Origin of the sequence: Actinophytocola sp., assembly GCF_045807065.1 — a bacterium.
GTDB lineage: Bacteria > Actinomycetota > Actinomycetes > Mycobacteriales > Pseudonocardiaceae > Actinophytocola.
This window is the reverse complement of the sequence record NZ_JBJMIE010000683.1, coordinates 1-15,037: the sequence shown is the minus strand read 5'-3', so window position 1 is coordinate 15,037 and position 15,037 is coordinate 1. Positions and strand designations below refer to the sequence as shown.

Annotated in this window: 1 pseudogene; it reads left to right on the top strand. The window is 72.3% G+C overall.

The window, feature by feature from the left end:
- Positions 1-15,037 (top strand): annotated as a pseudogene (locus tag ACJ73U_RS40280) (hypothetical protein); the annotation flags it as partial.

The following is a 15,037-nucleotide window of genomic DNA, read 5'->3' as shown; positions in this document are numbered from 1 at the left end:
GGCGGGCCACGTCCCGCAGGACTCGCTGAAGCAGGCGGAGGCGCCCAAGCCGGACGCGCCGAGGACCGAGGTCACGTGGGACCCGCCGGAGGGCACGCCGATCCTCCGCGAGGACCCGGTCCAGGCGATCCTCGACGACCTGAAGTGGCGGCACAGCGAGGACTCCACGGCACCGTGGTTCGACCCGGCGGCGAACAGAGTCCCGTCCGACGTCATCGCGAACACGGCGCGGTCGCTGCCGCCCGGCGGCCGGGTGCGGGGCGAGCAGGGCGGCCTCACGACGGACTCGATCATCACGCTCGACGGCACGCGAGTGGGCACCTGGCGCGGCCCGATCGCGCACGACGTCCGCACGTTCGACATCGGCGGCGTGCCGGTGCAGGACCACCACGTGAAGCTCTACCTCGACCCGGGCGACGCCACGCCCGAGCAGCTCAGGGACCTGCGGGACCGCGTGAAGGCGGGCGTCGAGGAGCTGTACAACCAGGGCAACCGCCTCCCGAACGGCCGCCAGTTCCACGTGACCGTCGACTTCACGCCGACCCGCGCCGGCGCGCACGGCGTGATCAACATCGGCGGGCCGCGCATCAAAGCGAACCAGCTCAACTGGCCGGTGAACCTGTCCGGCAAGAAGCTGGCGCACGAGATCGGCCACTTCGTCGGCCTGTACGACGAGTACTTCGAGGAGGGCCCCGACAAGCCGATCTTCCAGCACCAGGACGGCAAAGGCCGAGTCGTCGACGACAAGGGCCCGATGACCGCGAAGCTGGAGGACTCCGACGTCACCTTCAAGCCACGCAACCTGGTGCTCGTGTCGAACCGGCACCGCGACATCGGCTTCACCGTGCAACCGGCGGTCCCACACGAAGAGTTCCCGGCGCCGCCCCGTACACCCGGCGACCGCGGCCGGTCGCGGATCGGCGACCTGCCCTCGGTGCGGGAAGCCAACCGGCGCTACCACGCGCCGGACTCCCGCGGCGGGCACCAGGGCCGGGTGTCGGACGGCCAGACGAGCATGCCGTCCCGGCAGGACTTCGCCGACGCCAAGCGCGGCGGCGACCTGGCCGAGCAGCGGACGGTCGTGCCGGACGGCGGCTCGTGGTCCGGCGACGGCCCGAAGCCGGCTCGCGTGCGGGAGGCCGTCGACGTCGCCGAGTGGTTCTCGAACGTCCTGAAGGGCTACGGCCTCAAGCCGTTCCTGTCCGGTGGCGCGGCACTCGCCATGCAGCAGGGCAGCCGGGAGATCAAGGACCTCGACTTCCGGATCACCGCGGGTGAGGCCGGCTTCCTGAACTTCGACGCGCACAGGGCACAGGGGCTCGTCGAGCACATCAACCGGGCCGCGCAGCAGCTCCAGCAGGAGTACCAGACGCAGCGCAGGAACGACCCGTCGGTCCCGCACGGCGGCCAGGTCTCCCACTTCAACCCGCTGTCGGGCGCCGGTGCCTCGTCGACCATCGGCTCGCGCAACGTGCTGGGTTTCGAGGTCAGCGTCTCCGTCGTGCCGGGGGAGCGGCCCGCGACGGTGAAGCTGGACGCCGACGGCTCCGGCCGCGAGGTCGAGCTGCTCTCGCCGCACGAGCTGCGGGACGACAAGCTCAAGACGATGATCTCCCGCAAGAAGATCGGCGGCGAGAGCGTCAAGAAGGTCGCGCAGGACCTGTTCGACCTGCTCGACACGATGGACCTGATGGACTGGCGCGCCGGCCGGATGGGCGAGCACTCGCCGTTCGTGCCGTTCACCACGGCGGACCACGTCGTGGACGCGGTCGACGCGCGTGCCGAGGAGTACAGCGAGGCGAACCTCGACGGGACCAAGCTGCACTACCTGAGCAACGACGACCTGCACGAGCTGATGCTCGGCCGCGCCGTGCTGACCGCCCGCGCGCACCTGAACAACGGGCCGCGGCGCGACGCCTTCCAGAGCCTGGTGCACGGGGTCACCGAGCAGGGCCACGACGTGGCGACCATGCCGGTGGCGCAGCGCCTGGCGCAGCGGCTGAACGAGCGGCTGGAGGCACTCGCCGAGCTGCCGGTCAAGCCCGAGACCATCACCACGCTGCGGCCGTGGATGCAGCAGTGGGGCGACCCGGCGACGTTCGGCATGCCGGCGGAGTCGCAGGGTGGCGGCCGGCCCAGGGCGCACCTGGGCAACCCGGTGGGCCTGCTGCCCGACTCGGACTCCGACTCCGGGTCGCTGCTGCCGCAGCCCGCGGTCGAGGACCTGCTCGCCATCCACGCCGATGACATCGTCGACAAGGTGCGGGCGGCGCTGCCGAAGTCCACTCCGGACATCGAGCAGGTCGTACGGGTGCTGGCCTTCAACGGCGGCTTCCGGCGCCTGGGCGACATGAAGAGCGCGGCCGAGGTCTGGGAGCAGTTCCACCTGGCGCCGAACAAGTTCGGCAACGCGTTCAAGGCGTTGGACAAGGCCGGTTTCGTCACCGGCGACGAGGCCGGGCTGAAGCTGACCAAGCAGGGCTGGCGGCAGCTGGTGCCGACCAGCGGCCCGGAGCGGGTGTTCGCTCCGGACGGCCGGCCGATCGACCCGCCGTCGTCGTCGGAGGCCTCGCCGAACCGGTCGCCGTCCCCGCCGTCGTCGCCGCGGCGCAGCCCGCACCGGCCGTCCACCCCGGAGCAGCTGACCGAGATCGGCACGATGCGCGACGACGCCCGCGACGCGCTCGGCGAGCTGCCGGCGCAGGTGCGGCAGGGGCTGCGGCGCCGGGCGATCCGGGTCCTCTACGACGCGGGCTGGCAGTCGGGCCTGCCCGCCGGCCGCTTCCAGGACGCGGTGTCCATCGTCAGCCACGCACTGGTCGACTCCGACGGCCCCGCCCTCGCCCACGACATCGCCGAAGGGCTGTACCAGTACCGCAACTCCTCGGCCCCGTCACACAGCGCGCCGGCGACCGCCGCCGACTTCCCGAACACGCCCCACGCGCCCGCGACCAGGACCAACCGCCAGCTCGAAACCATCGACGAGAGTCACGAGCTGGAGTCGCTGTCCTCGGGCGCGAGCCACGACCGGCTCGGCGACGGGTTCTGGTCGGAGGACCAGGACCAGCCGAACCAGCAGAACACCCAGAGCACGCGGGGCACCACCCAGGAGACCGCGAGCACGCCCGCGCCGCCGGCCCCGCCGCCGGCGCCGGTGCTCACCGGCCCGATCACCGGGCACACCGTGCGGTCCGGGATTCCCGAGTACATGCTGGAGAACCGGGGCGCGGGCAGGTCGGAGAACCCGTCGGCGCTGACGGGCGTCAACCCCGCACGCACCATCGGCGACGCGGTGCCCGCGTTGCGCGGACACGACAAGCTCAGGCAGCTCCACCACGAGGTCACCTCGGACTACCGGCCCTTCGTCGGCGAGAACCGCAAGCCGTACCGCCTCGTCACGAGTGACGACGTCTACGAGGTGCGGCCGAAGGCCACGCAGCGGTGGGACCTGGCCGAGGTCGTCGACCCGGCCGCCGAGGCGGGCACGATGAAGCCCGGCGGCGACAACAAGACCATCTCCACCAACAGCACCTCCACCAGCCGCGACGGCGGCATCACCAAGCAAGCCAACATGTCGGCCATGCCGCCGCTGGTGGTCAACGTCAAGGCCGGGGGGACCCTCACCCCCAACGAGACCCACGAGGTCTCCGGGCAGCGCAAGACCAACCAGTCCACCGAGGCCGAGGTCAAGGCACTGCACCGGGTGCGGGTGCCGGTGGAGCTGTCCTACGAGATCGTCAACGGCAAGGGCCAGCTGGTCGGGCAGGTCACCGACTCGGCGGGCGTGGGCCACAACCGGTCGGAGACCGGCAAGGTCGAGGTGGACGTCCCGCTGAACCTCGGGCGCCGCGGCGACGACGCGTTCGTCATCGAGAAGCCGAAGACCCTCCCCGCCGCGCCGCGGATCGAGGAGCTGTTCACGAACACCAAGCGCGGCAACGGTTTCTTCGAGCAGGCCGCCAAGCTCCTGCCCAAGAGCCTCACCGAGGTCCGTTCCTCGGGCCGCGGGGACCTGCAGAACCTCGTCAGCGACCCGGGTTTGAAGTCCAACTGGCACAGGATGGCGGTGACCGAGGAGGACATCCGCCGCAACCCGGACGCGGGCTGGCAGCGGTCCCCGTCGCTGGTCAAGGGTCCGGACAGCAAGCGGTGGTCCAACAAGGCCAGCATGTTCGAGGTCCGCGCCGTCGCCAGGCGCGTCGAGGTCATCAACACCGTGCCGGACGTGAAGGCGACGGACAGCCGGTTCGTCAAGGACACGCTGACCAAGAAGGACAGCGCGGCCCGCGGCGCCGAGGGCTCCCTGATGGTGGGTGTGGGCGGCGACGTCGCCAACACGCTCTACCTCGGTGCGGGGCCCGCGTTCGGCGGCTCGATGAACTCCTCGCACAGCATGGAGCACACCGCCAAGGACCTCTACCGGACGTCGGTCGCGAAGACCGGCGACGAGGTCCGGTACCGCACCGAGCACGTGCTGCAGGTGCGGCCGCTGGGCGGCGAGATCAAGACGCTCGACGGCGACATCGTGACCTACCAGTCGACCTCGTACGACAAGGCGGCGGACGCCGGGCTGGTGCCGCCGCGCGCGGACGCCACGCCGCTGGACGCGACCGAGCAGCGGTTCCCGCCGCCGTGGATCCAGTCCAGGAGGTCGCTCGGCGGCGCGGTCGTCGACGACTTCAAGGGCGGCGACAACATCTACCGGGCGGTGGCCCAGAGCCTGCGCAAGCTGCCGGGCCGCAAGTGGTACCACATGACCCGCGGCGACTACGTCGTGGAGTTCGGCGACGTCAAGGTCGCCTCGTACTCGCGTGGGCTCAAGGCGAGCATCGAGCGGCTGCTGTCCCGCAGCGACGGGCTGCGCAAGGACATCTCGGACGAGCACCTGTCCGAGCTGGTCGACACGATGCTCACCGACCGCGGCATGAGCTTCACCGTCAAGCCGAAGGACGCGCTGCCGGGTGAGTTCGGCAGCACCGTCACCCTGAAGGCCACGCTCGACGAGATCAGGCCGGCGGGCAGGCCGGACGAGTTCACCTTCACCAGCGAGGCCAAGGAGAAGCTCTCGTCGAAGCTGTCCGGCGAGCGGTCGAGGAAGGGCGACATCGGCCTCCAGCCCAGGTTCTGGCACCCGCTCGGCGACAGCGGCCTGTCGCACGCGGGCAACCTGAACGTGGGCAAGAGCAAGCTGTGGTCGAGCTCCGGTGACATGTCCGCCAGGAGCAGCGAGGGCACGAAGCGGACCCACGGCGACGCCGCGGCCGACGGCAAGGCCGCCACGCAGAAGATGTGGCCGTTCGGCATGAAGCTCACCATCACGCCGACCGTCACGTCGACCTTCCACCCGAGCGTCGGCCTGCCGGGCAGGTCGGCGCCCGAGCGGGTCACCCAGACCCTGCCGTCGCACGAGATCCCGCTCCGCGTGCTCGTGCCCGAGCAGCTGACCTCCTCGCGGGCCAGGGAGTTCGAGACCCCGGCGCCGACGAACAGGCACACGATGGACTTCGTGCCGAAGCCCAACCAGCTGACCAGGAAGGCGCCGCGCATCCTCGACGACGTCGACGTGGTCGCGGTGTTCGGCACCGACCACATCGGCGACGCCCTGGACGAGCGGGTCCACGCCGCGTCCGGCGACCCGGTCGACGCGCTCGGCCCCGACGGCCGCGCGAAGGTCCCGCACAGCTCGCGAACCGATGAGGACCAGCTGACCCCGGACGCGCTGCGGCGCAGCAGGCGGCGTTTCGAGCCGATCAGCGTAGACCGGGACTGGAAGCGGGGCTGGAACACGCTCGAGGTCGGCTCCTCGGTGCTGATCACACCGTTCAACCCGCGGCCGGTCCCGCGCCACGAGTTCCAGGAGATCGAGAAGACCTACGGCTCCGGCAGCGGTGTCGGCCGGGCCGACAAGACGTCCTCGTCGTTCGGCGTCACCGCGGGCGACGTGGTGCTCCCCGTGAGCGGCCCGCTCGGCGAGGACCCCGTGGTTCGGTTCCGCGGCATCGTCGGCGGCGAGGCCACCCCCTTCGAGCTGCGGTGGGGCCAGGGCAAGGCGTCGGACTTCGCCAGTTCTTCGGAGACCACGGTCAAGAGCGCGCGGCTGGTCAAGGAGACCCTGGTCTGGACGGACTACACGGCCGACGTCGTGTCCGACGCGAAGTACACGAACAACTACGACAAGGCGAAGTTGTTCCCCGGCAAGGAACCGGGCCGCGCGGGTGTCAGCTTCGACCAGCCCAAGGGCATGCTCATGTGGGCGACGGACGAGCAGATCGCGGCGATGAAGGCGATCGGCGACGCCAGGGCGGACACCCGCTCCGCCGTCACCCCCGACTCGGCTTCGGAGACCAGGTCCGAGCCTGCTTCGGAGACCCGGTCCGAGCCGGCATCGGACTCGGGCTCCGAGAGCCGGTCCGAGGGTTCCCGGTCCGAGGGTTCCCGGTCCACCGGCGAGCGGTCCGAGGGCTCCCGGTCCGAGGGCAGGCCCACCCCCAGGTCCAACTCCTTCCCCCGCAAGCCGATCACCAGGACGGCCACCGAGGACAGCTTCGCGACCATGTCGGCCAGCCAGATGTCCCGGCAGGAGAGCTTCGACTCGAATCCCGTGGAGGAGGCCGTCCCGCCGCTGCCGGCGCCCGCGTCCGTCGTCGGCGGCAAGGGCGTCTCGCTGGGCGTCGGCGCGATCACCACGACCGTCGACGTGCGCGACCGCATGCGCCACCTGCACGCCAGGCTGGCGGAGAGCCTCGGGAACGAGGGCGCCGACGCGCTGCTGCCGAAGTCCCGGTACGACGCGGAACACGACAACCACGGCATGGTCGACCACGTCCTCGCGAACGTGAACCGGGCCGCGAGCGCCGCGCTGAACGGTGCGCAGATCGCGCCACTGCGCCGCTCGCTCGGTCGCTGGAAGGGCAGGACGTACTACCTGAGCGTCGGTGCCCACTTCGTCGACACCCCGGCGTTCACGGGGATCGAGCACGTCGACAAGCTGGCGGTCAGCGACTCCGTGTCGAAGGGGGACACCAGCTCGAAGTCCTCGGGGCACACGGTCGGCAAGGCAGGCGTGTTCGCGCGGCCCGGCATCGCCATGACGGGCAAGGCCGACCCGGCCGCCGCGAACGACAAGACCGGGCACGGGCCGGCGAGCGGCGGCCTGGCGGGCGGCCTGGGCGCTGACGCGTCGCTGGGCCGCCGCGACGACGAAACCTCCCGGAGCGTCTCGAACAGCCACAAGCAGTCGGCCGAGACGTCCGGCCCGATGGCCGCCTACGCGGGCACGATCGGACTGGACATCCGGATCGAGCGGGACTTCGGGCTGGACGAGAACGGCAACGAGGTCGCGAGGGAGACCGTCGCGAAGGACTCGGCGGCCCGGCGCGACGTCACCATGCTGAAGCTGCCGGAGGAGTCGTTCCCCGAGCCGACCGGGGACAGGCTCGGCGAGGCCGACCCCGAGCCGTGGTCGGACGCGAACCCGTACCCGAAGAAGGCCACGGCCGAGCAGACCGGCCGGTGGCGGGACCAGCCCGGCCACATGGCGCTGACCGAGCAGGGCGCCGCGAAGCCAGACCTGCCGAGCTACGAGCGCGGCACGTTCATCGCCGAGCACTACTTCGGCGACATGACCGAGTTCCGCAACCGGGTCGAGCAGGCGCTCATGCGGGTACCCGGCGTCAAGGAGCTGCCGTCGCGGGCCATCGCCGAGCTGAGGTCGGAGGTGACGCTCGCCGCGGTGAAGGCCGGGACGCCCGACATGATGGCCGGCAGGTTCACCTTCCCGCTGTCGGACTTCGACGTGGAGGTCCACCTCGGCCTCGACGACGAGCCGCGGCTGTCCTCGGCGAGCGACTGGGTGGACATCGAGGCCAAGTCCGACACCACCTACACGGACAAGACCAGCTCGAAGACCGGCCACGACGCGAACGTCGCCGGCCTGCCCGTCCAGGGCGGCGGTGGCGTCACCCACCCGGGCGGCAGGAACTCGTTCACCGAGGGCCGCAACAACTTCGGGTCGGTGTTCGCGGGCACGCAGGCCAACAACGTCAGGCTCGGCGGCCACGAGAGCGTGCTGGAGGGCGAGGGGTCCAGCAAGGGCAAGGCCGCCACGCCCAAGTCGAACGAGGACCACGGCAAGATCACCCAGGTCGACCTGCACGACGCCAACTTCCTCTTCGTGGCACGGAAGAAGGGCGCGGCGGACGACGCGGGCGCGGGTGTCGCGACGATGCTGGTGTCCGACGCCTTCGCCATCCGGCACTACCCGGACGCCGCGAAGCCGCTGCCCGAGTCCCTCACCACGGCGGTGACCGCGCACGGCGAGGCCCGCAAGGCGTGGACCGACGCGGTGAAGGAGCTCGACGCGCTGCGGCTGCGCCAGCACGGCAAGGGCAATGGCAAGGGCAAGGGCAAGGCGACCGACCACGGCGAGCGCGCGGCCGCCGAGGCCAAGCGGGACCAGGCGCGGGCGAAGTACTGGGCCACCAAGCAGGAGTACGACACCCAGCTCGTTGCGGCCCGTGCCGCGCAGCCCGTCAGCGACGCCGCGCACGCCGCCGCGCAGGCGGCCGCGAAGACGACACGGGAGGCGGGCAGGGCGACCGACGCGGCCGCCGACGCCGCACGTGCGGAGGAGTTCGCGAAGGCCGCGGAACGCAACGGGCAGCCGGCGGTCGCCAGGGGCGCGCGGGCCGAGAAGGCCGAGCGGGAGCGCATCCAGCGGGAGTCCACCAACGCCGCGCACGCGGGCCCGGTCATGGCGCGCGACTCCGCGCGGGACGCGCGGCGCCAGGTCCGTCCGTCCATCATGGACGCCCGGCGCGGCGCGCAGCGGCACGTCGAGAACTTCCCCTCGCTGAACGAGGACGGGAACCGCTTCGTGCTGGACACCATGCGGGCGGGCAGCCGCATCGGGAACGACTTCGCGGGCCGGGCGCAGGACGCGGCCGACCGCGCCGAGGAGACGATCCGGTCCTTCGGCCGGGACCGCGGCGACGGCACGCCGGACGCCGACGGCGGGTTCTGGCAGGAGGACGGCCACAGCGACGGCGAGCCCACCGCGAGCAACTCGCGGATGCCGAACGCGAGACTCGCGGCGGACGGGTTCTGGGCGGATGACGAGCCGGTCGCGCCGATGAACGAGGCGCCGGCGCGGAGCCGGGGCGAGGACGCGTTCTTCGTGGCGCCGAACCGGGTCCGCGGTCTGGGCGGCATGCCCGAGGCCGCCCAGGGCGTCCACCCGGTGGACCACTCACCGAACCGGATCTCCCTCGGCAGCTTCAAGAACACCGACGACGCGGCGGCCTTCATGCGGTCCACCCGCCCGCTGGTGCCGATGGTCAACAAGCCGAGGTTCGACAAGCGCGTCCCGGGTGCCCGCACGAACTGCGCCCCCGCCACCATCCAGGCCTACAACACGATCGAGCACGGCGAGGTGCACGAGGCGGGCCCCAGCGCGCCGGTCAGGACCGAGGACATGGAGCGGGTCACCGGCCGCCGGTTCCGCCGGGTCCCGGACTTCGACGCGATCGACCGGATCATCTCGCGCCCGCAGGTGCCCGTCGGCGCGAAGGCGATGGTCTTCACCGACCACGCCAACAAGAAGGGCCACTACTTCATCGTCGAGAAGCTCCCCGACGGCCGGCCCCTCTACATCGACGGCCAGGACGGCCTGCCGGCGAACCTGGGCACGAAGCCGACGGAGATCGGCCTCATGATGCTGCCCAGGGGCGCGCGGCTCGACCCGGTCTACGCGCCGTTCACGCCGAAACCCGCCGACGCCGCCGAGCCCCCGGCGTCCGGCAACTCGCGGCGGGCGGCGGCTGGCCCGGGTGACGGCAGGCAGCAGCAGTCGCCGACCCTGCCGGCGGGCGGTGTGCTCGCCCACAGCGTCCTGAGCACCGCGCAGCAGGCGCAGCTGGACCGGCAGGGCGCGCACGCGGTCATCGCCGAGGGCGGGGCGAGCCCCGTCGCGAACCTCCTCGACGCCGTCAAGCGCAGCCTCGACCCGCACGCCCCCAGCGAGTACCGGCGGATCACCAAGGCGCTGGACGAGGCCGCGAAACGCCGCCGGGGCGGCTTCGACCTCGGCGCAGTCGCCGCCGAGACCGGGCTGCGGGTGCACGTCCTCGGCAACGACGGCGACTGGCGGTCCTACGGCCCGGTCACCGGCCGCCCGGTGCACGTGGTGGACGCGAACGTGGCCGGCGTGCCGCGGTTCCTCGGCACGAAGCAGGCCGTCGAGCTGGGCCGGACCGGGGTCGTCTACCCGGGCCCGACGAAGTCGGCCGCCGACGGCGCCGACCACCTGGAGCACCGCGGCGAGTTCGAGGTCGAGACGATCGCCGGCCAGCACTACGTGCGCGTCTACACCGCCGTGTTCGACACCGCCATGCCCGGCTCGGACCACAAGGACGTCCACCAGGACCCGACCGGCAAGGTGACGCCGTCGACCGGCAAGGCGAACGTCGCGTGGGTCTCCGGCGGGCGCCCGCTGCGTGCCGTGCAGTGGGTGGCCAAGTACCGCAACGACCAGGTCCAGAAGGGCGAGACGCACGCGACGCCGCTGCTGCGCTCCTACCTGGTGCCGCTCGACACCTACCTCGAGGCGAGCGAGAACGCCCGGCCGGAGGGTGTGGACGCCGCCCGGGACCGGACGCTGAACGTCGACCAGAGCGGCGACGTCAACCAGTTCGGCATGCGCGGCGCCGACCTCGACAACCTGCGCGCGCACGCGCTCGACGGCTCCCTGGTCACCTACGTGCCGCCGGAGAGCACCGGGCACGCCCGCCCGGACCTGTCCGGGCGCGTGGAACCGATCTCGGACCTCTACGAGCGCCTGGGCATCAGGCCGGACTTCTCCTCCACGGACCTCGGACCGGACAACGACCCGTGGTTCCACTGGAAGCGCGACCAGGACGGGAAGGTGCGCTTCGACGGGTTCCGCAACGACCCGAAGCAGCTGCGTGCCCTGGCCGCCCGGCTGCGCGAGGCGTACGTCCTGTGGACCGAGCCGGAGGTCGCGGCCGGGCAGCGCACGTCGGCCTTCTTCAGCCCTGACGAGGCGATCCCGGGTGTGGACGGCGGCAGGAAGGGCGGCCGGGGCGGCAAGGCCCCCGCGCCGCGTGCCGACAAGCTGCGGGCGACGCTCAACACGTTCGTCAACTCCTACGGCCCCACCGCCCGCAACCTGGAGCAGGTGTCTAACGCGATCCGCCGGGAGGTCGGCGGCGTCACCAAGACCCTGGTGGAGCAGGTCGCGCCGCCGGTCGACCGCGGTCGGGTGCTCACCGAGCTGGGCGACTCGCTGCGGAAGTTCGCGGCGGGCTTCACCCGGCCGGCCGAGATGATGGTGCGCGGGATGAACGGGCCCGCCGGGGCCGGCGTGCCGCGCGGCGTGGCGTCCCTGGCCGAGCTGGCCGACTCGATCCAGCACGGCAACAGCCACCACGGCAGCTTCCGCGACACCGTGGTCACCCCGATGGCGAACGCGCTGGCCGACCACGCCATCGCGGACGGCCGGTTCGCGGCGCTGGACAAGGGGACGTTCGAGAACGCGCTGCGCGACACCCTGCGGGACATCGTCGCGACGCACCTCGCCGACCACTTCACCCGGCTGGCCACCGACTCCGCGCACAGCGACGCGCTGGCCGAGCACGCCAACCGCGGCGAGACGAGCGGTTGGCTGTCCGGCCAGCGGCTCACCAGGTTCCTCGACGACGTCCTGGCCGACGTGCGGCGCGACCCCGCGCTGCGGGCCGCGGTGGCGAACGCGCCGCTGGCGATCGACACCACGGCGCTGCGGGAGATCGTCCAGGGGCCGGTCATCGACGGCGTCCGCAAGGACACCATCGACCAGGCCCTCGCCGAGAACCTGGTCGACGTCGACCCCGACACGCAGCGCCGGCTGTTCGAGGAGAAGATCACCGACGGTCTCGAGGAGTCGGTGCGCGACCGGATCAACCGCGACCCGTCCTTCGGGCTGGTCGACCCCCGGTACCGGCGCCAGCTGGCGGACCGCGTCAGCCAGACGGCGGCCTCGAACGTCGGCGACGTGCTGGAGAACCTGCCGCTGCGCCAGGTGAGCCACGCCGAGGTCGACGGCTTCATGCGCAGGCGGGTGCCGGAGTTCGCGACGATGGCCCAGATCGGCGCCACGATCGCGACCGACGCGCTGCGGAACAAGGCCGACTTCGACACCCGCGCCGGCGCGCCGTTCCCCAACGAGTTCGGCAGCTGGCGCGAGCGCTACGAGCAGGGCTACACGCAGAAGAGCGACCCAGCCGTGTTCGGCCACCACCGGGAGGTCGGCGACCGCCTCCGCGAGGTGATCGAGAGCGAGCTGACCAACCCGCGGCCGGAGTCGGCGAAGCACGTCGTGGACGAGCTGACCGGCCGGGTCGACGAGAAGGCGCGGGACTCCCACGACACCCTGGGGCGGAAGTTCGCCGAGGTCATCGCCCCGCAGGGGGAGAACAGGCAGTACCGCGCCGCTGAGACCGGCTCGCCGGTGGTCTACCACGAGCACGCGCAGATGGTGCTGAACCAGTTCCTGTCGCTGACCCGCGGCGACGACGACGGCGCCCGGTTCGTGTCCCGGGAGGCCGTGGCCAAGGCGATCCTGTTCCACGACATGGACAAGCTGAACTCGAAGAACCAGTTCGGCGACGAGCAGGCCCGCCACGACCGCGAGCCGGAGCACCGCGGCGCGGTCCGGTACATGAACCGGCACGAGGGCCTGTGGTCCACCGAGCGCGACTTCCGCCTGGCCCGCGCGATGGTCGACTCGGACCCGATCGGCGGCTACCTGCGCGGCAAGCACGACGCGGCGACGGCGTACGAGTTCATCCGGGACCTGGCGCACCGCGCCGGCAGGCCGGACGGCGGCGAGGTCACCGCGGCGGACGTGCGGAACTTCTTCGACGAGTTCCACCAGTACTACCAGGCGGACTTCTCCTCCTACTCGAACCAGTCGGTCTTCGTGAACCCCCGCACGGGCCAGGTCGAGTCCGGCAAGGAGTCCGGCCTCACCGGCCTGGCCCGTGACGGGAGGACCGGCCCGTTCGTGCGCACCCCGGACGGCCGCCACTTCGAGTACCTGGACACGGCGTCGGCCGGCAAGGACAGCTACCGGCGGAAGATCGCCGAGCTGCGCGGCCTGTTCGACCGCGACGTCGAGACGGACCCCGGGTTGGCGACGACCGGCGGCGGCCAGGTGCACGGCGTGGGCGGCATGCCGTCGTCGGCGAACGAGAAGTTCCGCGGCAGGGACGCCGAGGGCAGGTCCATCGAGTTCCGGCGGGACGCCGTGCTCAGCAGCCGGCTGGGTAGTTCCCGCAACGCCCGGGGCCTGGCGTTCGGGCCGGAGGAGCGCGCGGACGCCCTGGACGACTGGGCGAGGAACGCCCGGCGCCGGCCGACGGTGGTGCGCACCAGGCCCGGCGAGACGGCCCGCGAGGCGCTGTCGAGGATCGCGGAGCGGCCGGAGAGCGTCGTGCCGGCACCGTGGACCGACCCGATCTTCGTCGCGGTCGACGTCGCCGGGGACCGTTTCGTCCTGCAGGTGGGCGATGAGGGGCGCCACTCCGACGTCCGGGTCAGGCCGGGCGAGTTCGCCAGGGTCCTGGCCAGCAGCCCGACGTTCAAGCGGCTGTACGACGAGGCGGACGACCCGTCGATCCTGCTGGTCGCCTCCCGCGCCGACGAGGGCGAGGCCGTGGTCGAGCTGCAGGACGCGCTCGCGGGCCTCGGGTACAAGGTGGACATCCACACCACGAAGGGCGCCGTCGAGACCTCGCCCGCGGGCCACATCAGCGCGGACGGCAACGCGGGCTGGGCGACCTACGAACGCCGCGTGAAGACCGAGACGAAGTACGTGAAGGGGCTGCTCGGCAAGAAGCCCGTCAAGCAGTACAAGGCCCAGACGACCCGGGTGGTCTGGGACCGGACCGAGTACGGCGCCGCCGAGCAGGCCGCCATCGCCGACCGGGCGCGCCAGGCCGGCCGGGACCGCCTGGACGAGCAGTACCGCGCCTGGGACGGCGAGGTCCGCCGCCGCGAGGAGATCTTCCAGCGCGACACCGCGGACCGCGCCCGCCAGGAGGCCAGGCGCCGCCCGGCCGAGCCCTCGGGACAGACCAGGGGAGAGCCGTCCGACGCGGCGTCCGGTGCGCGGGCTTCGGCGTCGAGGTCGGGGTCGGTCCGCGCGGCAGGGCCGGAGCTGGAGCAGGAGCGGGACTCCGACTCGGCTTCGGAGTCCGCCACCGACGGCGATCGCGATCGCGACCGGGACCGCGACCGCGACCGGGAGTCGGCAGCCGAGACCGAGTCCGACCGCGACTCGGACTCGGACTCGGACTCGGACCGCAACGGTGAGCCCGACCGCGACTCCGAGTCGGAGTCCGACCGGGACACGGAGTCGGACCGGGACGAGTCGGACCGGGACGAGTCGGACTCCGACGGGGCGGCGGGGTCCGGAGCGAGGGCGCGGGCCGGGTCGTCGCGGACGGCGGAAGCCGCGCGGCGGGGCGGGCAGGAACCTGAGGCCGAGGTCCGGCGCCGGGCGGATGAGGCACGCCGCGAGGAAGCACGCCGACAGGCGCGGTTGGAGCGGGAGGCTCAGGAGCGGGACTTGCGGGCGGCTCGTGAGCGGGAGGCCGCGCTCCGTGAGGCGGAGTTGGCGCGTGAGGCCGAGGTTCGCCGCCGGGCGGATGAGGAGCGTCGGGCGGAGGCGCTCCGGCAGGCGGAGTTGGAGCGTGAGGCTCAGGAGCGGGACCTGCGTGAGGCTCGTGAGCGGGAAGCTCGTGAGCGGGAGGCGGCGGCACTGCGTGAGGCGGAGCGTGAGGCTGAGGTCCGCCGCCAGGCGGATGAGGCACGCCGCGAGGATGCTCTCCGACAGGCGCGGTTGGAGCGTGAGGCTCAGGAGCGGGACCTGCGTGAGGCTCGTGAGCGGGAGGCGGCAGCCCTCCGCGAGGCGGAGTTGGCGCGTGAGGCGGAGGTTCGGCGTCGGGCGGATGAGGAGCGGCGCGCGGAGGCACGCCGG